Origin of the sequence: Mycolicibacterium grossiae (assembly GCF_008329645.1) — a bacterium.
Lineage (GTDB): Bacteria > Actinomycetota > Actinomycetes > Mycobacteriales > Mycobacteriaceae > Mycobacterium > Mycobacterium grossiae.
The window spans coordinates 436380-460435 of sequence record NZ_CP043474.1; the positions used below are offsets into that span (position 1 = coordinate 436380).

A 24056-nucleotide genomic window follows, 5' to 3' on the forward strand; every position below is an offset into this window, starting at 1 on the left:
TCACACTCCGGCGGTGTCGAACGGCGCGAGCACGTCGATCACCTCGATCAGCGTCGCCCGTGCCGTCGCGCGGGGGCCGTCCCCGACGCCGACCAGGGACGCTACTACGGCGCCGTCGACGGCGCAGACGAGTGCGGTCACCAGGTCCTCGCGCACCGCGCGGCCGGACCGCTCGACCACCTCGACGACGGCGTCGGCGCGTTGCTTCATCATGCGGCGCTGGACGTCGCGCAGCCCGGGATGGCGCGCGCACGCCACGTACCGCTCGTAGCGCGAGATGAGTTCCTCGGAGTCCGAGCTCCCGAGCCCGTCGCCGACGAGCAGGTCGACGAGGACGTCGGCGGTCGACTCGGCGCCACGCCGACGCCGGGACAGCGCGGCGACGCGGTGCGTGAGCTTCTCGGCCTCGCGGCTGCCGACGTGTTCGACGGCCTTGGCGATGAGGTCGTCGAGCGACGAGAAGTAGTACGTCGTCGAGGCCAGCGGCAGGCCGGCGCGACGCGCCACGGCACGGTGCCGGACGGCGTCGAAGCCGCCCTCGCACAGCAGGTCGGCGGCCGCGCTGACGAGCGCGTACCGTCGCCTCTCACCCTTGGGGGTGACCGCTGCCGTCACGCCTTGCATGCTGCCAGTCACCGGCACCGGACATGAGGCTTTCGGCCAATCATCAGGTGCGGTCCGGTGATTCGATTTCGGCGCCGCGGCTTGGCATGATGGCCGTCGTGTCCGAGCTGAGCCGTCGCGCCGTCCTGCGCCTGGGCATGGGTGCGGCGCTGGGCGCGGCGGGCGCCTACGCGATCACCACCGTGCCGACCCGGCCGACGGTTCCAGCGCCGCCGGTGTCGATGACGGGGGTCGGTGCACCGCTGGCCCCGCCCCCGCCGCCGGCGCCCGCCGCGACGCCCGCCCCGACCTACGTCACGGGGTCGTTCACGTCAGCGGCGCGCGGTGGCGTGCAGACCAACTGGGCCATCGCCCGCCCGCCGGGCCAGACCACTCCGCTGCGGCCCGTCATCGCGCTGCACGGCAAGGGCAGTGACGCCGCCACCGTCATGGCGGGCGGCGTGGAACAGGGGCTCGCCCAGGCGGTGGCGGCCGGGCTCCCGCCGTTCGCGGTGGTCGCCGTCGACGGCGGCGGCAGCTACTGGCATCGCCGCGCCTCGGGCGAGGACGCCGGTGCGATGGTGCTCGACGAACTGTTGCCGATGCTCGCCGGCGAGGGGCTCGACACCTCGCGCGTCGGCTTCCTCGGGTGGTCCATGGGCGGTTACGGCGCCCTGCTGCTCGGCGGCCGGCTGGGCCCGGCGCGCACCGCGGCGATCTGCGCGATGAGCCCCGCACTGTGGACGTCGGCCGGAGCGACGGCGCCGGGCGCGTTCGACGGCGCCGAGGACTTCGCCGCCAACAGCGTGTGGGGTCTGCCCGGCCTGGCCTCGGTGCCGATCCGGATCGACTGCGGCACCTCCGATCCGTTCGCCTCGGCGACGCGCCAGTTCATCGCGCAGCTGCCCGCACCTCCGGCGGGCGGGTTCTCCCCCGGCGGGCACGACAGTGCGTTCTGGAACGCCCAACTGCCCGCCGAGATCGAATGGCTGGCACCGCTGCTGGTGGCCTGAGCAACCGCTAGGCGCCGACGCGGCCCTCGGCTGCGGCCAGGCCGATATCGGTGCGAAAGTGCGCGCCGGGCAACCGGATCGAGCCGATCAGCGCGTACGCGGCGTCGCGCGCGGCGGCGAGATCCGCCCCCGTGCCGACGACCGACAGCACGCGACCGCCGGAGGAGACGATCGCTCCGTCGTCGCGGCGGGCCGTGCCCGCGTGCAGCACGCCCTCGGCCTCGGCGCCGGTGATCGCGTCGCCGACGCGCGGCCGGCCGGGATAGTTCTCGGCCGCCAGCACGACCGTGACGGCGGCGCCCGGCTGCCACGCGAGCGGCGGCAGGTCGGCGAGCGTGCCGGTCGCGGCGGCGTGCAGCAGCCCGCCGAGCGGGCTGTCGAGCAGCGCGAGCACTGCCTGGGTCTCCGGGTCGCCGAATCGGCAGTTGAACTCGACGACGGCCGGTCCGGCCGAGGTCATCGCGAGGCCGGCGTAGAGCAGGCCGGAGAACGGATTGCCGCGCGCGACGAGTTCGGCGGCGACGGGGGCGACGACCTCGTCGACGATGCGGCCGACCGCCTCGTCGGGCAGCCACGGTAGCGGCGCGTAGGCGCCCATGCCGCCGGTGTTGGGACCGGTGTCGCCGTCGCCGACGCGCTTGAAGTCCTGCGCCGGCACCAGCGGGACGACGGTCTCGCCGTCGACCACGCAGAACAGGCTGACCTCGGGGCCGTCGAGGAACGACTCGAGCAGCACCGGGTGCCCCGCGTCGAGCAGGCCTGCGGCGTGCGCCCGGGCGACGTCGCGGTCGGAGGTGACGACGACGCCCTTGCCCGCCGCGAGGCCGTCGTCCTTGACCACCCAGGCGCGGTCCCCCGACGGCGGCCCGAACCGGTTCAGCGCCGCGTCGAGATGCGCGGGGTTGTCCACGATCTCGCTGCGCGCGGTGCGCACGCCTGCTGCGTCCATCACGTCCTTGGCGAAGGCCTTGGAGCCCTCGATCCGCGCGGCGTCCCGGGTGGGGCCGAAGCAGGCGATGCCCGCAGCGCGCACGGCGTCGGCGACGCCCAGCACGAGGGGCACCTCGGGACCGATGACGACGAGGTCGGCGCCCACCTTCTCGGCGAGCGCGACGACGGCTTCCGCGGAGGTGATGTCGACGTCGTACTGGTCGGCGACCGTCGCCGTGCCGGCATTGCCCGGTCCGACCGACAGGCCGGTGACCCCGGGGTCGCGCCGCAGCGCCAGCAGCAGGGCGTGTTCGCGGGCACCGGATCCGATGACGAGGACGTGCACGGAGCACCACCCTAGCCCCCGCCGTGCGGCCATACACGTTGCGGATAGGTGTATGGTCGGGGGTGGAAAGTGCCGCACGTCACACGAAGGGTCACCATGACGACCAGCCCGCTCCTGCCCCCGGGTTACGACTTCACCGATCCCGACGTCCTTCTCGAGGGCATCCCCGTCGACGAGTTCGCCGCCCTGCGCCGGACGGCGCCGGTGTGGTGGAACGCCCAGGGCGAATCGATCTTCGACGACGGCGGTTACTGGGTCATCACCAAGCACGAGGACGTCAAGTCGATCTCCCGCAACGGCGAGCTGTGGTCCACCAACCGCAAGGGCGCGGTGATGCGCCTGCCCGACGGCGTCACCGGTGAGCAGCTCGAGCTGACCAAGGCGCTGCTGATCAACCACGACGCCCCCGAGCACACCCGGTTGCGCAAGATCGTCTCGCGGCTGTTCACCCCGCGTGCAGTGCAGACGCTGGAGGAGAAGCTGGCCGTCGCCGCCCGCAGCATCGTCGCGGCCGCCGCCGAGAAGGACAGCGGCAACTTCGTCGACGACATCGCGACCAACCTCCCGCTGCAGGCGATCGCCGACCTCATCGGCGTCCCCGAGGCCGACCGGCAGAAGCTCTTCGGCTGGACCAACAGCATCATGAACACCGACGATCCCGACTTCGACTCCGATCCGACCACGGCGAACGCCGAACTCATGGGCTACGCCTACGCGATGGCCGAGGAACGCCGCCGCCATCCCGCCGACGACATCGTCACCCGGCTCATCGAAGCCGACGTCGACGGCGAGGCGATGGGCGAGGTGGAGTTCGCCTTCTTCGTCATCCTGCTGGCCGTCGCGGGCAACGAGACGACCCGCAACGCGATGACGCACGGCATGAACGCGTTCTTCGACCACCCCGAGCAATGGGAGCGCTACAAGCGGGACCGGCCGGCGACGGCGGTCGACGAGATCATCCGGTGGGCCACGCCCGTGCACTGCTTTCAGCGGACGGCGCTGACCGACGTCGAGATCGGGGGCGTGACGGTCCGCGAAGGACAGCGCGTCGGCCTCTTCTACAGCTCGGCGAACTTCGACGAGGACGTCTTCACGCGCCCGTTCGACTTCGACATCCTCCGAAACCCCAACCCACATCTGGCCTTCGGCGGCAACGGCGCGCACTTCTGCATCGGCGCCAACCTCGCCCGCATGGAGATCCGGTTGATCTTCGACGAGATCGCCACCCAGCTTCCCGACATCGCCAAGCTCGCCGAGCCGCAGCGGCTGCGGTCGGGCTGGATCAACGGCGTCAAGGACTTGGCGGTCTCCTACCACGGCTGAGCGCCGGGCGCCGCGTAGCATGCGCGCATGCGCACCCACGGCTGGTCGGGCTCGGCCCCGGCGAGCGACGAGGAGGCGGTCGCCCGCATCCTGGCCGCCGCCGGCAAGGCCGTCGACGAGCGCGGCGCGGAGATCTCGATCGCCGACGTGGCCCGCACGCTGGGGGTCACCCGGCAGACCGTCTACCGGTACTTCCCCAGCACCGAGGCGCTGCTGGTGGCCGCCGCCGTCCGCGCCGCCGACGACTTCCTCGAGCGGGTGGCCGACCACCTGCGCGGCATCCACGACCCCGTCGACGCCGTGACCGAGGCCATCGCGACGGCGCTGGAATGGCTACCGAAGGACAAGCACATCGGCCTGCTGGTGGTGCCGGGCCGCGCCGACGCGCACACCGAGGGAGTGACGTCCGACGTGGCGCACCGCTTCGCCAACGCCATGGTCCGCCGCTTCGACGTCGACTGGGCCGGCCTCGGCTTCACCGACCGCGACCTCGACGAGCTGGCCGAGCACCTGCTGCGCACCATCCAGTCGTTCGTCATCGACCCGGGCCGTCCGCCGCGCACCGGCCAGGCGCTGCGCGACTACATGCGCCGGTGGGTGGCCGGGTCGGTGGTGCCGCGGTCGAGCGATACCGCGACGGCCTGAGCCTCAGACGACGGTCAACGGCAGCGAGGTCCGGTCGCCGAACTCCCACGACGCGCCGCGGGACACCTTGCACACGGCGACCTCGGAGAACTCCTTGGCCGCGGTGTCGGTCTCGACGACCCGCACCGTCCAATCCGCCTGCGTCCCGGCGAGTTCGGCGCGCAGGTGCGGGTCGACGGCGGCGACGATCGCCTGGATCGGGCGGTCGGCGACCGGCGAGCACAACGAGATCCAGGCACCGTCCTCGTGGGCGGGAGACGGGCGCACGTGCAGCACGTCGGCGTCGACGTCCACCGCCACGTAGGCGGCCGGGTTCAGCAGCGGGTGCAGCTCGAGGACGCGCAGGGCACCGGCCGTGCCGCCGGGCAGGCGCAGCGCGCGGTGGATGCGCTCGGCGGCCACGCCGGCGATGCCCGTCAGCGCGCGGTAGCGGATCGACTCCTCCAGTGCCGCATCGCCGTTGGCGCGCTGCCGGACCGCCAGGGTGAACGACAGCACCAGCAGGTGCATCTGCAGGCACACCTCGTCGGCGATGCGGACCAGGGCCGAGTGGGAGAACGCGCCGAAGTCGACGTCCGACAGCAGCGGCCCGGAATAGTCGGCGAGGCCCTCGTCGTCGGGATCGATGGGGTCCAGCTCGGTGTGGTACGCGCGGCTGGCGCCCACCACGTCGAGCTGCGGGATGAAGTCCACCTCGGGGTGGGAGTCGTCGATGACGACCGTCCACGCGCAGTGCGGGTGACGGTCCGCCGGCAGGCGGGGCGGACGGTGGATCGGGCGGACCTGGCAGCGCCGGTTGGTCGCCAGCGCGGTCGCGTCGAAGGTGGGATCCTCGATGTCGTGGCACATGCCGCGCACGTAGTCCTCGCCCATCGGCTCGACGTCGAGTAGCGCGCCGCAGTGGTCGAGGTGGAACTCGCCGTGCCACCGGTCGTGGACGGTGTAGCGGAAGTCCATGAACTGCGGTGGGGCACCGATGTCGAGCTGCAGTCCCTTGAAGATCGTGACGACGTCGACGCCCTCGTAGCGCAACGCGCGCTGCATCCGCCTGGTGTAGAGCGGGCTGGATCCCGCCCACTCCTCGATGGCGATCTGGAGCATCTCCTCGCGGCCGAATTCCGAGATGCACCACGCCATTCCGGCGCGGTCGATGAGCTGGCCGATCAGCAGCAACTCCGGGACCAGCGTGGCGAGGTCCGCGCGGGACAGCGCGGCATACCTACTCATCATCGAGGGCCGACCCCGTGTTCATCTTGACCGCGGCGCTGACGTTGGCCTTGCGGTCCTCGGCGAGCCCCTTCTCGGCGGCCTTGCGCCGCTTGGCCGCCACCTTCGAGACCGTGCCGTTCAACCCGCAGCCGAGCGGGAAGCCGACGTACTGGGTCAGGAAGATCGCGACCTCCTTCAGCTCGTCCTCGGTGAACTCCTCGTTGAGCAGCGCCGCGTTGACCTGCACCTCGCCCAGGTCCTGCAGGCCCAGCGCCGTCACCACCGACAGCGTCATCAGCCGTTTCTCGCGCATCGACAGGCCCGGCTTGGTCCAGATCTCGCCGAACAGGTGGTCGACGGTGAGGTCGAAGTACGGGTCGCCCTCGATGTTCGGCATCTCCCAGCCGTACACCTCGTTCATCTTCTCGAGGCCACGGCGGCGTCGTTCGTCCATGCGCTCACTCCCTCTCGTGCGGGACGCCGAGACCGGCGGCCAGGTTGCGGTAGGCGATCTCGGCGAGCGGCAGGTCCACGCCGGTCCGTTCACCCAGGGCCAGCGCGAGGCTCAGGTCCTTCTCTCCCAGCCCGCGGGTGTGGGTGAACGCGCCGTAGAGCCAGTGGTCGGCAGGCAGCGGCGCCATGTCCTCGCGCACGATGATGGAGCCCGGGCCGCCGCTCTGCGCGTCGCTGTGCCGCACCACCCGACCGAGCGCCTGCAGGCTCAGCCCGGACGCCTCGGCGAGTCGCATCGCCTCGCACGCCGCGGTGAAGGACACGAAGGTCAGCATGTTGCGCGCGATCTTCATGCGCGTGCCGGCCCCCGGCTCGCCGGCGTGGATGACCAGCGACGCCCACTGCTTGAAGACCGGCTTGATGCGCTCGTACACCTCGCGGTCGGCGCCGACCATGACCGCCAGCTCGCCCTTGTCGGCGGCCGCACCGCCGCCGGAGACCGGGGCGTCGATGACGTGCACGTCGCGGGGCCGCAGTTCGTCGGCGAGTTCGACCGCCGTCTCGGGGCTGATGGTCGAGTGGATCGCGATCACCGTGCCGGGTTTGGCGTGGCTCGCCAGCTCGGCGACCACGTCGCGCACCTGGGCGTCGTTCAGCACGGTGACGCTGATGACGTCGGCCGCCGCGACGTCGGCCACCGAATCGGCGAGCGACGCACCGGCTTCGGCGAGCGGCGTCATCGCGTCGGCACGGACGTCGAACACCGTGACGCCGCCGGGCCACGAGACCAGACGCTTGGCCATGGGCGCGCCCATGTTGCCCAGCCCGATGTAGCCGAGCCGCACCTCCTCGGGAGCCGTCACGAGCCGCGTCCGATCCTCTTCGCGCGAGCGCTCATCGGGAACATGCTCTTCGCGCGAGCGCTCATCGGGAACATGCTCTTCGCGCGAGCGCTCATTGGGAACATGCTCTTCGCGCGAGCGCTCATCGGATGATCTGTCCGCCGTCGACGTTGAAGATCTGCCCGGTCACCCACTTCGCCTGGTCCGAGAGCAGGAACAGCAGCATGCCGACGAGGTCCTCGGGCTGGCCCATCCGCGAGAGCGGAATGCCCTTGACGATGTCGGCGACCATCTCCTGCGGCGTCGTGGTCCGGTTGGCCTCGGTGTCGATGGGGCCGGGCGCGATGGCGTTGACGCGGATGTTCTGGCCGCCGAGTTCGGTGGCGAGCTGCTGCGTGAGACCGTTGATGCCGACCTTGGCCAGGCCGTAGAAGTTGGAGTACAGCCAGGCCGCCGTGGACGACTGATTGACGATTGCCCCGCCGCCGCGCTTGGCCATCTTGCGGTAGACGGCGCGGGTGCAGACCAGCGCGCCATCGAGGTTCACGCTCATGAACTTCTTGTAGTAGTCCCAGTCGACGGTGATGAGGAAGTCGAGTTTCATCCCGCCGAAGATGGCGGCGTTGTTCACCAGGTAGTCGATGCCACCGAACTCCGAGAGCGCCTGGGCTGCCATGTCCTTCGCCGAGTCCGGGTCGCTGACGTCGACGCGCACGGCGAGCGCGTTGCCGCCCTCACCGGTGATGCCGTCGGCGACCTTGCGGGCGCCCTCGGTGTTGATGTCGGCGACGACGACCGCCGCCCCCTCACGGGCGAGCGCCTCGGCGTAGGCCTGCCCGATGCCGCCACCGGCCCCGGTGACGATGGCGACCTTGTCCGTGAACTGGTCTCCGTACAACCCCATCTGGGTCTCCTCGTATGCTGTGGTCGGATTACTGCGCTGCCGTGGCGATCGCCTTGATCTCGAGGTACTCCTCGAAACCGGCGAGTCCCATCTCCCGGCCGATGCCGGACTGCTTGTAGCCACCGAACGGCATGTCGGCGGAGTACCAGACGCCGCCGTTGACGTTGACCGTGCCGACCCGCAGCCGCGCTGCCACCGCGGCGGCCCGTTCGTCGTCACCGGAGAACACGGTCCCCGACAGTCCGTAGGGCGAGTCGTTGGCGATCCGGACCGCGTCGGCGTCACCGTCGTGGGCGATGACGGTGAGGACAGGGCCGAAGATCTCCTCGCGCGCCACCGTGGCACCGTTGTCGAGACCGGCGATGACCGTGGGCTCGATGAAGAACCCGGTGTCGCGGTCGGCGGGTCGACCGCCGCCGCAGGCGAACCGGCCCCCTTCGTCGGCCGCGGACCGCAGGAAGCCCTCGATGCGGTCGCGCTGCCGCGCCGAGATGACCGGGCCGCAGATGGTGCTCGACTTCGTCGGGTCGCCCGGGGCCAGGCCACCCATGGTCGCGGCCGCCGCCTCGACCGCCTCGTCGTAGCGCTCGCGCGGTACCACCAGCCGGGTGGTGATGGCGCAGCCCTGACCGGCGTGCATCGACGCGGTGAACGCGGCCATCGAGCAGGCGCCGGCGAGGTCGGCGTCGTCGAGCACCAGGAAGGCGGACTTGCCGCCGAGTTCGAGGAAGACCTTCTTGAGGGTCGCGGCGCCGTCGGACATCACGGCACGTCCGGTGGTGGTGGACCCGGTGAAGGACACCATGTCGACGCGCGGGTCCTTCGACAGCAGCGCCCCGACCGCGTGGTCGTCGGACGTGACGATGTTGACCACACCGGGGGGGAAGTCGGTGTGCTCGACGACCAGCTCACCGAGAACGGCCGCGGCCCAGGGGGTGTCGGGTGCCGGCTTGAGGACGACCGTGTTGCCCGCGGCGAGTGCGGGACCCAGTTTGGCGAGGTTGATCTGATGCGGGAAGTTCCACGGGGTGATGGCACCGACGACCCCGACGGCCTCGCGGGCGACGGTGCGGTGGGTCTTGATGCCCATGGGCGCCGCGATGCCGAGATCGGTGGTCCAGGCGTAGGACTCGGCGGTGTCGGCGCAGAAGCTGAGGTCCTCGACCGGACCCTCGAGCTGCGCGGCGGCGGTCAGCATGCGCGGTGCGCCCACCTCGGCGATGGTGAGTTCCCGCAGTTCGTCGGCGTGGTCGCGCATCGCCTGCTGCAGCTGACGGATGCAGCGCACGCGGAGTTCGGTGTCGGTCGACCAGCCGGTGTCGTCGAACGCGCGGCGCGCAGCACCGATCGCGGCGTCCATGTCGTCGGCCGTGGCGTCGGCGGCGACGCCGAGGGTCTCCTCGGTGGCCGGGTTCAGCGTGGCGAACGTGCCGCCCGCGCCGGCGACCAGCTTCCCGTCGACGAGCAGTCGGCTCTCGCGATCGCCCAGCAGTGCCATCCGTTTCCCCTCACCGTGTCCACTGATGCTGGACAACTGTCCGGTCCTGTCCGGTCGAACCATAGCCCCGGCCGGCGGGCGGAGGCAAGGGTGCCGTCCTGACGCGCACCTCCGGATGCGTTATTCGAGCAGTACAGAACGTATTTGGCGGCGAAGGCTTGCCAGTGCCGACCGCGGTCGGATAACTTGGACATGTGTCCAGCGATGCGGTGATGGCGACGACGGGTGGGGCGGGTGCCGAGCCCGGCGACACGCCGCGCAACCGGCGTCAGGAGGAGACCTTCCGCAAGGTTCTCACCGCGGGCATCCAGATGTTGCGGGAATCGTCGTACGCCGACCTGACCGTGCGTGCCGTCGCCGCGCGGGCCAAGGTCGCGCCGGCCACCGCCTACACGTACTTCTCGTCGAAGAACCACCTGATCGCCGAGGTCTACCTCGACCTGATGAAGCAGGTGCCGTACTTCACCGACGTCAACGAGCCGATGCCGGTGCGGGTGGAGCAGGCGCTGCGCGCCATGGCGCTGACCGTCGCCGACGAGCCCGAGGTGGCCGCCGCGTGCACCACCGCACTGCTCACCGGCACCGACCCGACGGTCCGCAAGGTCCGCGATCGCATCGGCGGTGAGATCCACCGTCGCATCCGCTCGGCCGTGGGCCCGGACGCCGATCCGCGCGTGGTGTCCGCGCTGGAGATGACGTTCTTCGGGGCGCTCGTCAACGCCGGCAGCGGCGCCTTCACCTACCACCAGATCGCCGACCGGTTGTCCTACGTCGTAGGACTCATCCTGGGCGACGATCGACACCCGAGCCTGGGAGAAGACACGTGACGCTCGAGGTCTCCGACATCGTGCTGGACCCGTACGACTACGACTTCCACGAGGATCCGTATCCGTACTACCAGCGCCTGCGCGACGAGGCTCCCCTCTACCGCAACGAGGAACTCGGCTTCTGGGCGCTGTCACGCCACGCCGACGTGCTCGCCGGGTTCCGCAACAGCACCACGCTGTCGAACAAGTTCGGCGTCTCGCTGGATCCCGCCTCGCGCGGGCCGCACGCGAGCAAGACCATGAGCTTCCTCGCGATGGACGATCCAGCGCACCTGCGGCTGCGCACGCTGGTCTCCAAGGGCTTCACGCCACGGCGCATCCGCGAACTGGAGCCGCGGGTCACCGAGATCGCGGTCCGGCACCTCGACACGATGCTCGAGCTGGCCTCCTCCGGTGCGACGGTCGACTACGTCGACGAGTTCGCGGGGAAGCTGCCCATGGACGTCATCTCGGAACTGATGGGCGTCCCCGAGGCCGACCGCGTTCAGGTGCGGGCCTGGGCGGACGGTGTGATGCACCGCGAGGAGGGTGTCACCGACGTGCCGCCGGAAGCGATCGAGGCGTCGTTGAACCTCATCGTCTACTACCAGGAGATGGTGGCCGAGCGGCGCCGCACGCCCGCCGACGACCTGACCACGGCGCTGCTCGAGGCCGAGATCGACGGTGACCGTCTCACCGACGACGAGGTGCTCGGCTTCATGTTCCTGATGGTGATCGCCGGCAACGAGACCACCACCAAACTGCTTGCCAACGCCGCGTTCTGGGGTCACCGCAACCCCGATCAGCTGGCTCCGGTGTACGCGGACACCGGCCTCGTCCCGGCCTGGGTCGAGGAGACGCTGCGCTACGACACGTCCAGTCAGATCCTCGCGCGCACCGTCGCGGACGACCTCACGTTGTACGACACCACGATTCCCGACGGCGACGTCGTGTTGCTCCTCCCCGGGTCGGCGCATCGCGACGAGCGGGTGTTCACCGATCCCGACGCCTACGTCATCGGCCGCGACATCGGGTCCAAGCTGATGAGTTTCGGCTCCGGCGCGCACTTCTGCCTGGGCGCACACCTCGCCCGCATGGAGGCCAGGGTGGCGCTCGCCGAGCTGTTCACGCGCATCCGCGGATACGAGGTGAACGAGGACGACGCCGTCCGCGTCCACTCGAGCAACGTCCGCGGCTTCGCCCACCTGCCCATCACCGTCCAGACCCGCTGAAGGCCGCACATGCCCCGTTTCGCACCCCTGCCCGAACGCCGCCCGGTGATCGTCGCGGGCGCCTCGTCCGGTATCGGCGAGGCCACCGCCATCGAGCTGGCATCCCGAGGATTCCCCGTCGCGCTCGGGGCGCGGCGCGTCGAGAAGCTCACCGACCTGGTGGGCAAGATCCAGGCCGACGGCGGCGAGGCCGTCGGGTTCCACCTCGACGTCACCGATCCGAACTCGGTCAAGGCGTTCGTCGCCCAGTCCACCGCCGCCCTCGGCGACATCGAGGTGCTGGTGGCCGGCGCCGGCGACACGTACTTCGGCAAGCTCGCGGAGATCACCACCGACGAGTTCGAGTCCCAGTTGCAGATTCACCTGGTGGGCGCCAACCGGCTGGCGTCGGCGGTGCTGCCCGGCATGCTCGACCGGCAGCGCGGCGACCTGATCTTCGTCGGGTCCGACGTCTCGCTGCGGCAGCGCCCTCACATGGGTGCCTACGGCGCGGCCAAGGCCGCGCTGGTCGCCATGGTGAACAACTATCAGATGGAACTCGAGGGCACCGGCGTGCGCGCCTCGATCGTGCACCCCGGGCCGACCAAGACGTCGATGGGATGGAGTCTTCCCGCGGAGAAGATCGGTCCGGCGCTGGAGGATTGGGCCAAGTGGGGTCAGGCGCGCCACGACTACTTCCTGCGCGCCGCCGATCTGGCGCGCGCCATCACCTTCGTCGCCGAGACGCCTCGCGGCGGCTTCATCGCGAACATGGAGCTGCAGCCCGAGGCACCCCTGGCGACGACGACCGACCGCCAGAAACTGGCCCTGGGTGAAGAAGGGATGCCGAACCAGTGACCGCCACCATCGTGCCCCGCGTCTCCGGCGGGGAAGAGGAACACGGCCACCTCGAGGAGTTCCGTACCGACCCCATCGGTCTGATGACGCGGATCCGGGAGGAGTGCGGGGACGTCGGCTGGTTCCAGCTCGCCGACAAGCACGTGATCCTGCTGTCCGGCGCGGAGGCCAACGAGTTCTTCTTCCGCAGCTCCGACAATGAACTCAACCAGGCCGAGGCCTACCCGTTCATGACGCCGATCTTCGGCGAGGGCGTCGTGTTCGACGCCGACCCCGAGCGGCGCGCGGAGATGCTGCACAACACCGCGCTGCGCGGCGAGCAGATGAAGGGCCACGCCGCCACCATCGAGAACGAAGTCAAGAAGATGATCGCCGACTGGGGACCCCAGGGCGAGATCGAGCTGCTCGACTTCTTCTCCGAACTCACGATCTACACCTCCACCGCCTGTCTGATCGGGCTGAAGTTCCGCGAGCAGCTCGACAGTCGGTTCGCGCACTACTACCACCAACTGGAGCGCGGCACCGATCCGCTCTGCTACGTCGACCCCTACCTGGACATCGAGAGCTTCCGCATCCGCGACGAATCACGGGTCAAGCTGGTCGAACTGGTCCAGGAGATCATGGACGGCCGCCTCGCGAACCCGCCGAAGGACAAGTCCGACAGGGACCTGCTCGACGTGCTGGTCTCGATCACGGGCGAGGACGGCACCCCCCGCTTCACGGCGAACGAGGTGACCGGGATGTTCATCTCGCTCATGTTCGCCGGCCACCACACCAGCTCGGGTACGTCGGCGTGGACGCTCATCGAGTTGATTCGCCACGCCGACACCTACGCGGAGGTGCGCGCCGAACTCGACGACCTCTACGCCGACGGCCAGGAGGTGAGCTTCCACGCACTGCGCCAAATCCCGAAGCTGGACAACGTGGTCAAGGAGACGCTGCGGCTGCATCCGCCGCTCATCATCCTGATGCGCGTCGCCCAGGACGACTTCGAGGTGAAGGGCCTGCCGATCCGCAAGGGCGACTTCGTCGCCGCGTCCCCGGCGATCTCCAACCGGATCGCCGAGGACTTCCCCGACCCGGACGCCTTCACCCCGAGCCGCTACGAGAAGCCCGAGCAGGCCGACGTGGCGAACCGGTGGACGTGGATTCCCTTCGGTGCGGGCAAGCACCGGTGCGTGGGTGCGGCGTTCGCCCAGATGCAGATCAAGGCGATCTTCTCGGTCCTGTTGCGCGAGTACGAGTTCGAGATGGCGCAGCCTCCGGAGAGCTACCACAACGACCACTCGAAGATGGTCGTGCAGCTCGCACAGCCGGCGAAGGTCCGTTACCGCAGGCGCGGCAGCGGCGACGGCCAGGGCTGAGATGGGTTGCTACCGCGTCGAACTCGACGCAGACCTCTGCCAGGGGCACGCGATGTGCGAACTGGAGGCGCCCGACGTCTTCTCGGTGCCCAAGCGCGGGGTCGTCGACATCCTCGATCCCGAACCACCCGACGACCTCCGCGACGCCGTGGAGCTGGCAGTGGACATGTGCCCCACCCGGGCGCTATCGATCACGGAAGAGGACTGAATCATGGCATCACGCGAGCAGCTCGAGGACTGGGTGCAGCGCTGGCTGCAGGCCAACCGGGACGCCGAGGCGGCCGGCGATTGGAAGCCGCTGGCGGAGTTCTACACCCCGGAGGCCACCTACGGCTGGAACATCGGCCCCAAGGAAGACGTCATGTGCGTCGGCAAGGACGAGATCCGCGACGTTGCACTCGGTTTGGAGATGGAGGGCCTGGAGAACTGGGTGTACGAATACCAGAAGGTGCTCATCGACGACGCGCAGAACGAGATCGTCGGGTTCTGGAAGCAGATCGCCAACAAGTCCGACGGCACCCGCGACGAGATCTACGGCATCGGGGGCAGCTGGTTCCGGCTGAACGACCAGCTGCTCATCGAATGGCAACGCGACTTCTTCGACTTCGGGCACGTGCAGAAGGCGTTCCTCAAGCTCATCGAATCCGGCGACCTGACGCCCACCATGCAGAAGCGCATCGAGCGCAGCATGGCCGGCGAGAAGCTCCCCGGCTACTACCCCCTGGGCGAGAGCCCGGTCCCGATCTGGTGACGGGTTCCCGGCCAAGCAGTTGCTTGGGGGTGCGTGTGACGCACTTAACTAATGCCTCTAGTCTGTGGTCACCGGCTCTAGCGGAAGGCACGTTCGGATGAAGACAAAGGGCGCTCTCATCTGGGAGTTCAATCAGCCATGGTCGATCGAGGAGATCGAGATCGGCGACCCCGTCAAGGACGAGGTCAAGATCCAGATGGAAGCCTCCGGCATGTGCCACTCGGATCACCACCTGGTGACCGGGGACATCCCGATGGCCGGCTTCCCGGTGCTCGGCGGCCACGAGGGCGCCGGCATCGTCACCGAGGTCGGCCCCGGCGTCGAGCACATCGCTCCCGGCGACCACGTCGTGCTGTCGTTCATCCCGTCGTGTGGCGAGTGTCCGGCCTGCCAGGAGGGTCTGCGCAACCTGTGCGACCTCGGCGCCGGCCTGCTCGCGGGCACGGCGGTCTCCGACGGCACCTACCGCATCCACGCGGCGAAGAACGGCCAACCCGTCATCCCGATGACGCTGCTCGGCACGTTCAGCCCGTACATGGTCGTTCACAAGAGTTCCGTGGTGAAGATCGACCCGTCCATCCCGTTCGAGGTGGCCTGCCTGGTGGGCTGCGGCGTCACCACCGGCTACGGCTCGGCCGTGCGCAGCGGTGACGTGCGTCCCGGCGACGACGTGGTCATCGTCGGTGTCGGCGGCGTCGGCACGGGCGCGCTGCAGGGTGCGCTGAATGCCGGCGCGCGCAACGTCTTCGCCGTCGACCCGGTCGAGTTCAAGCGCGACAACGCGCTCAAGTTCGGCGCGACGCACGCCTACCCCGACATCTTCACCGCGATGGCCGGTGTCGCCGAGGTCACCCAGGGCCGGATGGCGCACAAGACGATCGTCACCGTCGGTGAACTCAAGGGCGAGGACATCGACCACTACATGAACATCACCGCCAAGGGCGGCACCGTGGTGGCGACCGCGGTCGCCAACATGGCCGAGAGCGACGTGAAGCTCAACCTGTCGATGCTGACGCTGCTGCAGAAGCGCCTGCAGGGCACCATCTTCGGCGGCGGCAACCCGCATCACGACATCCCGCAGCTGCTGTCGATGTACAAGGCCGGCCGGCTGAACCTCGACGACATGGTGACCCGGCAGTACCGGCTCGAGCAGCTCAACGACGGGTACCGCGACATGCTCGAGGGCCGGAACATCCGCGGCGTCATCCGCTACACCGACGCCGACCGGTAGACGACCGTGGCCGCGGAGAGCACGGACACCGTCCTCGAGAGCCCCGTCGTTGCCGCCTCCCAGGCGTCGTGGCGGTGCGTGCAGTCCGGTGACCGCGAGGGGTGGCTGGCCCTGATGGCCGACGACGTCGTCATCGAGGATCCGATCGGTGAGGCCGTCACCAACCCGGACGGCACCGGGGTGCGCGGCAAGGAGGCCGTCGCGGCGTTCTACGACGCCAACATCGGTCCGAACACGCTGACGGTCACGCGGGAGGCGACGTTCCCGTCGAGTTCGCCGCAGGAGATCGCCTACATCCTGGTGCTGCACACCGAGTTTCCGAACGGCTTCACCGCGACGGTCCGCGGCGTGTTCACCTACCTCGTCGACGACGCCGGGCTGATCACCAACCTGCGGGGCTACTGGAACATGGACGCGATGACCTTCGGGTCGACGGGCGAGGCGGGGAGCTGACCGGCGCCGTCGTCGTCGGCGGTTCCCGCGGCGTCGGCCTGGCGGTCGCAGGACTCCTCGCCCGTCAGGGCTTCGGCGTCGTGGTCAACGGCCGCGACGCCGGCGCCGTCGACGAGGCGGCCGAACGGGTCGGTGGGATCGGCGTCGCCGGATCCCCCGCCGACCCGGACGTGGCCGACGGACTGATCACGCGGTGCGTCGACGAGTTCGGCAGCATCGACGCCCTGGTCAACTGCGCGGGCACCGCGGAGCCCGTCGGCTCGTCGATCCTCACCGTCACCTCCGGGCAGTTCCGCGACCTGCTCGACGCACACCTGCTGACGACGTTCGAGACCTGTCGCGCGGCGGCGCCGCACATGGTGGCCCAGGGCGGCGGCGCCATCGTCAACACCAGCTCCTTCGCCTTCCTGGGCGACTACGGCGGCACCGGCTATCCGGCGGGCAAGGGCGGCGTCAACGGCCTCACCCTGGCGATCGCCGCGGAGCTGCGCGAGCACGGCGTGCGGGCCAACGTCGTCTGCCCGGGTGCCAAGACGCGGCTGTCGACGGGCGACGAGTACGAGGCGCACATCGCCGACCTGAACCGCCGTGGCCTGCTGGACGACGTCAGCATGGCCGGTGCTCTGGACGCCGCGCCGCCGGAGTACGCGGCACCGACGTACGCATATCTCGCGAGCCCGCGCGCCGCCGACGTCACCGGCGCGATCTTCATCGCCGCAGGCAATTTCGTCGGCCGCTTCGACCGGCCGCAGCCGGCGATCCTCGCCTACCGCGGCCACGACGGCGAACCGCCGTGGACCCTCGAGGAACTCGACGGGTTCATCCGTCGCTGACGTGGGCGGGTCTGGCATGCTCGGGTCATGGCGTCCGTCTTCACGAAGATCATCAACGGGGAACTGCCCGGCCGGTTCGTCTACACCGACGACGAGGTGGTCGCCTTCCTCACCATCGCGCCGATCACCCAGGGCCACACGCTCGTCGTGCCGCGCGCCGAGATCGACGACTGGCAGGACCTCGACCCCGCGGTGTTCGGTCGGGTGATGCAGGTGGCGCAGCTGATCGGCAAGGCCGTCGTCACGGCGTTCCCCGCCGAGCGGGCCGGCATGATCATCGCGGGCCTCGAGGTGCCCCACCTGCACGTGCACGTCTTCCCCACCAGCGACCTCGCCGACTTCGGCTTCGCGAACGCGGACCCGAACGCCTCGCAGGAGTCCCTCGACGAGGCTCAGGCCAAGATCACCGAGGCGCTGGCTCGGCTGGGATAGCCGCCGGCACCGCCACGTCGGCGATGCGCGGCAGGCACACCCGGAACCGGCAGCCCATGCCGGGCGCCGTCGTCACGCTCACGGTGCCGCCGTGGGCGTACACCAGCGAGTCGACGATCGACAAGCCCAGCCCGGTGCCGCCGCTGGCACGGGCGCGCGACGAGTCGGTCCGGTAGAAGCGCTCGAAGACTCGCTGCGCGTCCTCGGCGCTCATGCCGGGCCCTTCGTCGCAGACCTCGAGCACGGCGTGGTCGTCGTCGGTGCCGACCCGGACCGCGATGCCGGCGGTTTCCGGGGTGTGCTGCAGCGCGTTGGCGACCAGGTTGCCCAGCACCTGCCGCAGCCGGGCCTCGTCGCCCAGCACCTCGGGCGTACCCGGACCGTCGAAGACGTCCATCGTCACCGATCGCTTGGGCGCCACCGAGCGGGCGTCGTGCACCGCGTCGCTGGCGAGCGACAGCAGGTCGACGCGCTTGCGCTCCAACGGCCGCTGCGCGTCGAGGCGGGCGAGCAGCAGCAGATCCTCGACGAGCAGGCCCATCCGCTGGGCCTCGCTCTCGATGCGGTTCATCAGTAGCTCGATGTCGCGGGCGGCGCCCTGCCGGTACAGCTCGGCGAAGCCGCGGATGGTGGTGAGCGGCGTCCGCAACTCGTGGCTGGCGTCGGTGATGAAGCGGCGCATCCGGTCCTCCGACGTCCGCGCCCTAGCCGCCGAGGACTCCGAGGACGCCACCGCCCGCTGGATCTGGGCGAGCATGCCGTTGAGCGCCAACGACAGTCGCCCCACCTCGGTCCGGGGGTCGCGCTGCGGGATGCGTCGGTCCAGCTGACCATCGGCGATCGCGGCGGCCGTCTGCTCGACCTCCACCAGCGGCCGGAGGCTGCGGTGCACCACGGCGTACCCGGCGATGCCGATCACCAGCAGCACCGCCGCGCCGAGGCCGACCTGCGACCACGTCAGCGCGCGCACCGTCGACTGCACCTCGGAGAGGTCGATCGCCACGGTCGTCAGCTCGCCGCGCAGGCCGCGCACCGTCATCGCGCGCCACTCGACACCGGAGTGGTTGATGGACCCAACGGTCACCGGGACCGGTCCGACGTCGTTGCTCTCCGGCAGCAGCGGTTCGGCCTCGCGGTCGTTGACCGCCATCCAGACTCGTCCGTCGGGATCGATGCCGCGGACGAAGAAGTCCGACGGAGGACGGCCCGGGTTCGGCCCCTCCAACGGCGTCGCCGGTACCCGCCGCGGCGCCTGCGCCCAGCCGCGCGAGGCGTCCAGCAGCGTCTGGTCGACGCGGTTGATCAGGCTGTGCCGCATGATCGAGGTGACGGCGATGCCCGACGCGAGCAGTCCGAGCGCGACCAGGACCAGCGTCGCCGCCACCAGTCCCACCCGCAGGGGGATGCCTCTACCGCCCAGTGTCGCCACTCCCCTAGTCTGGCCCGGTCAGCGCGGTTCGCGGAGCACGTAGCCCACTCCGCGCAGGGTGTGCAAGAGGCGCTTCTCGCCGGTGTCGATCTTGCGCCGCAGGTAGGAGACGTAGGACTCGACGACGTTCACGTCGCCGCCGAAGTCGTACCGCCACACGTGGTCGAGGATCTTCGGCTTCGACAGCACGGTCCCGGCGTTGATGATGAAGTAGCGCAGCAGCGTGAACTCCGTCGGCGACAGCGAGACGGGCTCGCCGGCCTTCCACACCTCGTGGGTGTCCTCGTCGAGTTCGATGTCGGCGAACGAGAGCCGGGCGCTGCGCTGCTCCTCGACGCCCCGGCCCGAGCGACGCAGGATGACGCGCAGCCGGGCCACGACCTCCTCCAGGCTGAAGGGCTTGGTGACGTAGTCGTCGCCGCCGAGGGTGAGGCCGGCGATCTTGTCCTGCAGCGTGTCGCGCGCGGTGAGGAACAGCGCGGGAGCATCGATGCCGTCGGCGCGGAGCCGGCGCAGCACGCCGAAGCCGTCCATGCCGGGCATCATCACGTCGAGGATCACGGCGTCGGGCCGGATCTCGCGGGCCTTGTCGAGCGCGGCGGGACCACTCGAGGCGGTATGGACCTCGAACCCCTGGAATTTGAGGCTCACCGACAGCAGCTCGACGATGTTGGTCTCGTCGTCGACCACCAGGACCCTGGCTTCGGGCACGGACTCGGTATACGCGGGCATCGCCATGCAATCAATGTCCTCCGTATTGGTGGAAAAGGAACTGCACAGCCACTGTGAGCTTCCTGTGAATCCTCTCAGGCGATGCTGTTGCCTCGTCGGCCACGCCCTGGCACGACGCTGTGACCGCGGTCATAGACTGGCGGTCATGAGCTTCGGCAAGAGCCTGTTCGACCTGGCCACGGCCCCTGCGCGGATCGGCCTGGCCGTGGCCGACGCCGGGCTCGGCGTCGCGGGCGCGACCATCCACGCCGTCCAGCGCGGTCTGAGCGACGCGTCGGCGCCGATCGGCGGTACCACGTCGATGGCCAAGGTGCTGGGCCTCGACGACGCGGTCGAGCGCGCCAACCGGCTCGCCCGACTGATGGACGACGACGCTCCCCTCGGCCGCGCGCTCGCGCCGAACGGCCCGCTGAACCGACTCCTGCGACCCGGCGGCGTCGTCGACCAGGTCACTGCCGAGGGCGGCCTACTCGACCGGCTGACCGCCGAGAACGGCGCCGTATCCCGCGCGCTGGCCCCCGGCGGCCTGGTCGACCAGATCACCGCCGAGGGCGGCCTGCTCGACCGGCTGACCACCGACGACGGCGCACTGTCCCGCGTCATCGCCCCGGGCGGGCTGGCCGATCAGCTGCTGGCCAACGACGGCCTCATCGAGCGGGTGCTGCGCGAGGACGGCGTGGCCGACAAGCTGCTCGCCGAGGGTGGGCTGCTCGACACGCTCACCGCCACCGATGGGCCGTTGCTGAAGCTCGCCGACGTCGCCGACACGCTCAACCGCCTGGCGCCGGGGCTCGAGGCGCTGGCCCCGACGATCGACGCGCTTCACGAGGCGGTGATCACGCTGAGTCAGGTGGTCAACCCGTTGAGCACCATCGCCGACCGCATTCCGTTGCCGGGCCGGCGTGCGGGGCGGCGCGGCGGCACGCCGCGACCCATCGTGTCCCAGCGGGTCATCGATCACGAGGACTGACGCCGGGGGCGGGGCGACCCGATAGGCTTGCCCCGCACGCCTCCTTAGCTCAGTGGTAGAGCACTCGCCTTGTAAGCGAGCGGTCGTCAGTTCAATCCTGACAGGGGGCTCCACCCGGCGGAGCCGCCCGTCTTCAGAAGATCAGGCCCTGCGCCTTGCTGGTGGCCGCGGCGAAGCGGTCCTGCACGTCGGCCCAGTTGACCACGTTCCAGAACGCCTTGACGTAGTCGGCCTTCACGTTCTTGTACTGCAGGTAGTACGCGTGCTCCCACATGTCGACCTGCAGCAGCGGAATGATGCCGAGCGGCACGTTGGCCTGCTGGTCGTAGAGCTGGAAGGTGAGCAGCCGCTGTCCCAGCGTGTCGTAGCCCAGTACCGCCCAACCGGAGCCCTGCAGGCCGTTGGCCGCCGCGGTGAACTGCGCCTGGAATTTGTCGAACGAGCCGAACTGGTCGTCGATGGCGGCGCCGAGGTCACCGGTCGGCTTGTCACCGCCGTTGGGCGACAGGTTCTTCCACCAAATGGTGTGATTGACGTGGCCGCCGAGGTGGAAGGCCAGGTTCTTCTCGTTGAGGAAGATCGCGGCGTGGTCGCCGGTGGCCCTCGCCTCCTCCAGCTTGGCGACGGCGTCGTTGACGCCCTTCACGTACGTCGCGTGGTGCTTGCCGTGGTGAATCTCGTTGATCTGTCCCGAGATGTGCGGCTCCAGCGCGCCGTAGTCGTAGTCCAGATCGGGCAGGGTGTACTCGGCCATGCGTTCCTCTCTTCGGTCCCATCGCAGCCTATGGCCGCCGGCTTTTATCTGTCCACCTGTTCAGATGTTCAGAGTTTGTGTATCGTCGGCCTCAGCGGACGGTCGTGTGCGGCGTCGATGCAGCACATCACGTAGCAGGGTCCCCGATGGGCCGTTGCCATGCCACGGCCGTCCGCATCGAATCACGACGATCCGAAACCCCTGCAGCCCAACGAAAGACGCTCGCTGTCGACACGGGCTCGGTCAGACCGTCACACGTGCCGAATGTCGCTGGGCGCGTTGCCCGTTCGGCCCAATGCCAGGCCGAGGCCGATCATGCCCACGGCTAGACCGAGGTGCAGCCAGTTGTCGGCGGTGTTCACCGGAATGAAGTTCGCCGCGCTGTGGTGGTCGATCACCAGGCCGTAGACGAACAGCAGCGCGTAGACGATGCCACCGCCGACCAGGAAGTTGCGAGCGCCGGTGAACGTCCTCGCCAGGGCGAGGCCGAGAACGCCGAACAGCAGGTGCACGACGTTGTGCAGACCCGAGACGTTGAACAGTCCGAGCAGCTTCGCCTCGCTGTGGTGCCCGGCGAACGTCAGTGCGTCGTAGTTCGTGGTGATCCCCGGGATGAACCCGAGGATGCCGACGAGGAGGAAGACGGCGCCGACGACGATCGAGGCGTACTGCACCGGGGAGCGACCAGCAGTCGGCGCGGCAGACGGTGAACCTTGTGTACCTGGGGTAGCCATGGCTGCCAGATAACCGCCCGGAACGACGTCAAACGACGAATGTCAGTTCTCGTCGGAGACCTGGTGCCGGCTCTGCTGCAGACCCGGACCCTGGGGATCCTCACCCTGGCGGTCCAGTTCGTCCTGGAGTTCGCGCTGTTCCTCGGTCGCCTTGGTCGCGTCCTCGGGTGTGGGCGGCGGGGTCTTCTGCTGTTCCATGCCGACCGGGTCTCCGCTGGAGCCTGACGCTAAACGCCACGCACCAGAATCAGAACCCGTATGCGTCCTCGACGCTGACGAACAGCCCGTGGCGGTGGTGTCGTCATGGCGGCGGCGCCGGATCGAGCATCTCGACGTGGTCGCCCGTCCAGTGGAAGCGCACGGGATGGACGGCCGCCGGAGCGCACGCGTTGCACGCGCCCGCCACCTTGTAATCGAGCACCACCGTGTCGTCGGTCGTGCGCGCCGCGTTCAACGTCGTGAAGCCGCGCGCCACCGACGTCGCGGTACCGAGATACTGCCCGCGATGAAACATCAGGGCAGTGATCGGGGAGCTACCCGTTGCACCCTCGACCGTGACGAGGGCCGTCGACAGCGTCGCGCAGCGGTCGAAGTTGCCTTCGACCGAACTCGGTTGTGCCGTCCACTGCCAGTCGGTGCCCGGATAGGGCGGCACGTTGGCGGCCGCGGCCGAGATCTCCGGTGCTGCGAGGTCCACTCCGCAAGCTGGAGCAGCGTTGCCCACCGGGGCGCTCACCACGAGCCCCGCCGTCGTCAACAGCACCGCGGCTGCGGCGCTCGACCATTGCCTCCCCATGCCCGCCTCCCGACTTACACCACTACCCCACTAGCCGCCGGCCTACCGACCGATCGCGGTTTTCGCCATTCCGGTTGCAGACAACCGGTCAAGGACACACACTGACGGTCACCAACGGTCATAGATCCACAGTTCCACCAAGCAGTGAGGTCCCACGTGCTCCCCGTCGCCCGGCACGACGCCATCGTCGACCTGGTCAACGGTGCCCATGCCGTCAGCACCGACGAACTGGTCACGCGGCTCGGCGTCTCCGCGGAGACCGTGCGGCGCGACCTCGCGCTGCTCGAGGAGCGCGGCGCGTTGCGGCGCGTGCACGGCGGCGCCGCCAGCGTGCAGCGACGCGGCACCGGAGAGGAGCCGTCGTTCTCCGAGCGCAGCGCGATCCGCCACGAGGCCAAGGCGCAGATCGCCCGGCTGGCCGTCGACCTGCTCGCCCCCGGACAGACCGTCATCATCGACATCGGCACCACCGCGGTCGCCGTGGCGCGGGCGATCCCGCCGACGTTCCGCGGCACCGTCGTCACGCCATCGCTGCTCGTCGCCATCGAACTCGCCGGCCGTCGGGGCGTCGACGTCCTGGTCTCCGGCGGACGGGTACGCAGCGGTGACCTGGCCTGCAGCAATGCCCACGCCCGCACGCTGTTCGCGGACGTCTACGCCGACATCGCCTTCATCGGCTCCGGCGGCGTCGACGCCTCCGCCGGCCTGACCGACTACCACCTGGACGAGGTCGACGTGCGGCGCACGATGATCGCCAACAGCGCCGCGAGCTACGTCCTCGCGGACTCGTCGAAGCTCGGCCGGATCGGGCCCCACCGGGTATGCCCGCTGACCGCCGTCACCGGACTGATCACCGAGGAGTGCACGTCGCCGGCCGTCGCCGCGGCCGTCCGCGAGGCAGGGGGTGTGGTCCTGTCAGCGTGACGGACCGGACAT

At 69.7% G+C, this 24056-nt stretch carries 28 protein-coding genes and 1 tRNA gene; 16 read left to right on the plus strand and 13 right to left on the minus strand.

All coding sequences use genetic code 11. The annotated features are described in order from the left end of the window. The gene (locus tag FZ046_RS02180; protein ID WP_070353628.1) at positions 1-624 is read right to left on the minus strand and encodes a TetR/AcrR family transcriptional regulator; all 624 of its coding nucleotides are present in this window, start codon (positions 622-624) and stop codon (positions 1-3) included. An 86-nt stretch (positions 625-710) separates the two neighbouring features. Here FZ046_RS02180 and FZ046_RS02185 point away from each other — a divergent pair, with 86 nt between their 5' ends. Beyond that, a complete protein-coding gene (locus FZ046_RS02185; protein ID WP_070353629.1) occupies positions 711-1616 on the plus strand; it encodes an alpha/beta hydrolase-fold protein in 906 nt (301 codons plus the stop codon). A 7-nt stretch (positions 1617-1623) separates the two neighbouring features. Here the strand turns inward: FZ046_RS02185 and purD are convergent, their stop codons facing one another. Continuing rightward, positions 1624-2892 (minus strand): phosphoribosylamine--glycine ligase, encoded by a 1269-nt coding sequence (purD, locus tag FZ046_RS02190; RefSeq protein WP_070353630.1) that lies wholly within the window; start codon positions 2890-2892, stop codon positions 1624-1626. Positions 2893-2988: 96 nt separating this feature from the next. Here purD and FZ046_RS02195 point away from each other — a divergent pair, with 96 nt between their 5' ends. After that, complete coding sequence (locus tag FZ046_RS02195) at positions 2989-4215, plus strand: cytochrome P450 (RefSeq protein WP_070353631.1); 1227 nt, start codon at positions 2989-2991, stop codon at positions 4213-4215. A gap of 27 nt (positions 4216-4242) precedes the next feature. Beyond that, entirely contained in the window at positions 4243-4860 is a 618-nt protein-coding gene (locus tag FZ046_RS02200) for a TetR/AcrR family transcriptional regulator (RefSeq protein WP_070353632.1), read from the plus strand. A gap of 3 nt (positions 4861-4863) precedes the next feature. On the opposite strand, the gene FZ046_RS02205 is transcribed toward FZ046_RS02200, so the two are convergent. The 5 genes from FZ046_RS02205 to FZ046_RS02225 form a co-directional block, all read right to left on the minus strand. After that, complete coding sequence (locus tag FZ046_RS02205) at positions 4864-6090, minus strand: hypothetical protein (protein ID WP_070353633.1); 1227 nt, start codon at positions 6088-6090, stop codon at positions 4864-4866. After that, positions 6080-6523, minus strand: a complete 444-nt coding sequence (locus FZ046_RS02210) for a carboxymuconolactone decarboxylase family protein (protein WP_070353634.1) — start codon at positions 6521-6523, stop codon at positions 6080-6082. The genes FZ046_RS02205 and FZ046_RS02210 overlap by 11 nt, the downstream gene beginning before the upstream one ends. Positions 6524-6527: 4 nt before the next feature. Then, a complete protein-coding gene (locus FZ046_RS02215; RefSeq protein WP_070353676.1) occupies positions 6528-7337 on the minus strand; it encodes an NAD(P)-dependent oxidoreductase in 810 nt (269 codons plus the stop codon). Positions 7338-7506: 169 nt separating this feature from the next. Beyond that, positions 7507-8268: an SDR family oxidoreductase gene (locus tag FZ046_RS02220; protein ID WP_070353635.1), complete on the minus strand. Its 762-nt coding sequence runs from the start codon at positions 8266-8268 to the stop codon at positions 7507-7509. 28 nt (positions 8269-8296) lie between these two features. Beyond that, positions 8297-9766: an aldehyde dehydrogenase gene (locus FZ046_RS02225; RefSeq protein ID WP_070353636.1), complete on the minus strand. Its 1470-nt coding sequence runs from the start codon at positions 9764-9766 to the stop codon at positions 8297-8299. A gap of 194 nt (positions 9767-9960) precedes the next feature. Here FZ046_RS02225 and FZ046_RS02230 point away from each other — a divergent pair, with 194 nt between their 5' ends. The 10 genes from FZ046_RS02230 (at position 9961) to FZ046_RS02275 (ending at position 17705) form a co-directional block, all read left to right on the plus strand. Continuing rightward, entirely contained in the window at positions 9961-10593 is a 633-nt protein-coding gene (locus tag FZ046_RS02230) for a TetR family transcriptional regulator (protein WP_070353637.1), read from the plus strand. Then, positions 10590-11804: a cytochrome P450 gene (locus tag FZ046_RS02235; protein ID WP_070353638.1), complete on the plus strand. Its 1215-nt coding sequence runs from the start codon at positions 10590-10592 to the stop codon at positions 11802-11804. Before FZ046_RS02230 ends, FZ046_RS02235 begins: the two co-directional genes overlap by 4 nt. Before the next feature lie 9 nt (positions 11805-11813). Beyond that, a complete protein-coding gene (locus tag FZ046_RS02240; protein ID WP_070353639.1) occupies positions 11814-12641 on the plus strand; it encodes an SDR family oxidoreductase in 828 nt (275 codons plus the stop codon). Next, complete coding sequence (locus FZ046_RS02245; RefSeq protein WP_070353640.1) at positions 12638-14005, plus strand: lanosterol 14-alpha demethylase; 1368 nt, start codon at positions 12638-12640, stop codon at positions 14003-14005. Before FZ046_RS02240 ends, FZ046_RS02245 begins: the two co-directional genes overlap by 4 nt. Position 14006: 1 nt before the next feature. Further along, the gene (locus FZ046_RS02250) at positions 14007-14213 is read left to right on the plus strand and encodes a ferredoxin (protein ID WP_070353641.1); all 207 of its coding nucleotides are present in this window, start codon (positions 14007-14009) and stop codon (positions 14211-14213) included. Positions 14214-14216: 3 nt separating this feature from the next. Then, complete coding sequence (locus FZ046_RS02255) at positions 14217-14756, plus strand: nuclear transport factor 2 family protein (protein WP_070353642.1); 540 nt, start codon at positions 14217-14219, stop codon at positions 14754-14756. A gap of 97 nt (positions 14757-14853) precedes the next feature. Continuing rightward, positions 14854-15987 carry an NDMA-dependent alcohol dehydrogenase gene (locus FZ046_RS02260; RefSeq protein ID WP_070353643.1) on the plus strand — a complete coding sequence of 378 codons (1134 nt, stop codon included), beginning with the start codon at positions 14854-14856 and terminating at the stop codon, positions 15985-15987. 6 nt (positions 15988-15993) lie between these two features. Then, positions 15994-16440 (plus strand): nuclear transport factor 2 family protein, encoded by a 447-nt coding sequence (locus FZ046_RS02265; protein WP_070353644.1) that lies wholly within the window; start codon positions 15994-15996, stop codon positions 16438-16440. Continuing rightward, positions 16437-17273, plus strand: a complete 837-nt coding sequence (locus tag FZ046_RS02270) for an SDR family NAD(P)-dependent oxidoreductase (RefSeq protein WP_070353645.1) — start codon at positions 16437-16439, stop codon at positions 17271-17273. The genes FZ046_RS02265 and FZ046_RS02270 overlap by 4 nt, the downstream gene beginning before the upstream one ends. Positions 17274-17300: 27 nt before the next feature. Continuing rightward, positions 17301-17705 (plus strand): HIT family protein, encoded by a 405-nt coding sequence (locus tag FZ046_RS02275; RefSeq protein ID WP_070353646.1) that lies wholly within the window; start codon positions 17301-17303, stop codon positions 17703-17705. On the opposite strand, the gene FZ046_RS02280 is transcribed toward FZ046_RS02275, so the two are convergent. Beyond that, positions 17677-19134, minus strand: coding sequence for a sensor histidine kinase (locus FZ046_RS02280; RefSeq protein WP_407664440.1), 1458 nt, complete (start codon positions 19132-19134; stop codon positions 17677-17679). The two genes, FZ046_RS02275 and FZ046_RS02280, sit on opposite strands and share 29 nt — an antisense overlap. A gap of 18 nt (positions 19135-19152) precedes the next feature. After that, the gene (locus FZ046_RS02285) at positions 19153-19872 is read right to left on the minus strand and encodes a response regulator transcription factor (RefSeq protein ID WP_070353647.1); all 720 of its coding nucleotides are present in this window, start codon (positions 19870-19872) and stop codon (positions 19153-19155) included. A gap of 139 nt (positions 19873-20011) precedes the next feature. On the opposite strand from FZ046_RS02285, the gene FZ046_RS02290 reads away from it, so the two are divergent. Beyond that, positions 20012-20836, plus strand: coding sequence for a hypothetical protein (locus tag FZ046_RS02290; protein ID WP_070353648.1), 825 nt, complete (start codon positions 20012-20014; stop codon positions 20834-20836). 38 nt (positions 20837-20874) lie between these two features. Beyond that, positions 20875-20949, plus strand: a tRNA-Thr gene (locus tag FZ046_RS02295). A 20-nt stretch (positions 20950-20969) separates the two neighbouring features. Here the strand turns inward: FZ046_RS02295 and FZ046_RS02300 are convergent. From FZ046_RS02300 to FZ046_RS02310, 4 genes are all read right to left on the minus strand, one after another. Beyond that, on the minus strand, positions 20970-21590 hold the full coding sequence (locus tag FZ046_RS02300; RefSeq protein WP_070353649.1) for a superoxide dismutase: 621 nt from the start codon (positions 21588-21590) through the stop codon (positions 20970-20972). Between the two features lie 251 nt (positions 21591-21841). Beyond that, positions 21842-22324: a DUF4383 domain-containing protein gene (locus tag FZ046_RS02305; protein WP_070353650.1), complete on the minus strand. Its 483-nt coding sequence runs from the start codon at positions 22322-22324 to the stop codon at positions 21842-21844. A gap of 42 nt (positions 22325-22366) precedes the next feature. Beyond that, entirely contained in the window at positions 22367-22522 is a 156-nt protein-coding gene (locus tag FZ046_RS27225) for a hypothetical protein (RefSeq protein ID WP_170292383.1), read from the minus strand. Between the two features lie 103 nt (positions 22523-22625). Continuing rightward, complete coding sequence (locus FZ046_RS02310; RefSeq protein WP_083298277.1) at positions 22626-23120, minus strand: LppP/LprE family lipoprotein; 495 nt, start codon at positions 23118-23120, stop codon at positions 22626-22628. A 156-nt stretch (positions 23121-23276) separates the two neighbouring features. On the opposite strand from FZ046_RS02310, the gene FZ046_RS02315 reads away from it, so the two are divergent. Beyond that, entirely contained in the window at positions 23277-24044 is a 768-nt protein-coding gene (locus tag FZ046_RS02315; RefSeq protein WP_070353678.1) for a DeoR/GlpR family DNA-binding transcription regulator, read from the plus strand. Positions 24045-24056: the final 12 nt, after the last annotated feature.

Excerpts from the sequence above, each read along its gene's own strand:
- FZ046_RS02225 (WP_070353636.1), bottom strand. The coding sequence starts at position 9,766 with ATGGCACTGCTGGGCGATCGCGAGAGCCGACTGCTCGTCGACGGGAAG.
- FZ046_RS02305 (WP_070353650.1), bottom strand. The coding sequence starts at position 22,324 with ATGGCTACCCCAGGTACACAAGGTTCACCGTCTGCCGCGCCGACTGCT.
- FZ046_RS02255 (WP_070353642.1), top strand. The coding sequence starts at position 14,217 with ATGGCATCACGCGAGCAGCTCGAGGACTGGGTGCAGCGCTGGCTGCAG.
- FZ046_RS02290 (WP_070353648.1), top strand. The coding sequence starts at position 20,012 with ATGAGCTTCGGCAAGAGCCTGTTCGACCTGGCCACGGCCCCTGCGCGG.
- FZ046_RS02240 (WP_070353639.1), top strand. The coding sequence starts at position 11,814 with ATGCCCCGTTTCGCACCCCTGCCCGAACGCCGCCCGGTGATCGTCGCG.
- FZ046_RS02210 (WP_070353634.1), bottom strand. The coding sequence starts at position 6,523 with ATGGACGAACGACGCCGCCGTGGCCTCGAGAAGATGAACGAGGTGTAC.
- FZ046_RS27225 (WP_170292383.1), bottom strand. The coding sequence starts at position 22,522 with ATGGAACAGCAGAAGACCCCGCCGCCCACACCCGAGGACGCGACCAAG.
- FZ046_RS02195 (WP_070353631.1), top strand. The coding sequence starts at position 2,989 with ATGACGACCAGCCCGCTCCTGCCCCCGGGTTACGACTTCACCGATCCC.
- FZ046_RS02220 (WP_070353635.1), bottom strand. The coding sequence starts at position 8,268 with ATGGGGTTGTACGGAGACCAGTTCACGGACAAGGTCGCCATCGTCACC.
- FZ046_RS02215 (WP_070353676.1), bottom strand. The coding sequence starts at position 7,337 with ATGGGCGCGCCCATGGCCAAGCGTCTGGTCTCGTGGCCCGGCGGCGTC.
- FZ046_RS02260 (WP_070353643.1), top strand. The coding sequence starts at position 14,854 with ATGAAGACAAAGGGCGCTCTCATCTGGGAGTTCAATCAGCCATGGTCG.
- FZ046_RS02275 (WP_070353646.1), top strand. The coding sequence starts at position 17,301 with ATGGCGTCCGTCTTCACGAAGATCATCAACGGGGAACTGCCCGGCCGG.
- FZ046_RS02205 (WP_070353633.1), bottom strand. The coding sequence starts at position 6,090 with ATGATGAGTAGGTATGCCGCGCTGTCCCGCGCGGACCTCGCCACGCTG.
- FZ046_RS02200 (WP_070353632.1), top strand. The coding sequence starts at position 4,243 with ATGCGCACCCACGGCTGGTCGGGCTCGGCCCCGGCGAGCGACGAGGAG.
- FZ046_RS02180 (WP_070353628.1), bottom strand. The coding sequence starts at position 624 with ATGCAAGGCGTGACGGCAGCGGTCACCCCCAAGGGTGAGAGGCGACGG.
- FZ046_RS02185 (WP_070353629.1), top strand. The coding sequence starts at position 711 with ATGATGGCCGTCGTGTCCGAGCTGAGCCGTCGCGCCGTCCTGCGCCTG.
- FZ046_RS02250 (WP_070353641.1), top strand. The coding sequence starts at position 14,007 with ATGGGTTGCTACCGCGTCGAACTCGACGCAGACCTCTGCCAGGGGCAC.
- FZ046_RS02310 (WP_083298277.1), bottom strand. The coding sequence starts at position 23,120 with ATGGGGAGGCAATGGTCGAGCGCCGCAGCCGCGGTGCTGTTGACGACG.
- FZ046_RS02300 (WP_070353649.1), bottom strand. The coding sequence starts at position 21,590 with ATGGCCGAGTACACCCTGCCCGATCTGGACTACGACTACGGCGCGCTG.
- FZ046_RS02285 (WP_070353647.1), bottom strand. The coding sequence starts at position 19,872 with ATGGCGATGCCCGCGTATACCGAGTCCGTGCCCGAAGCCAGGGTCCTG.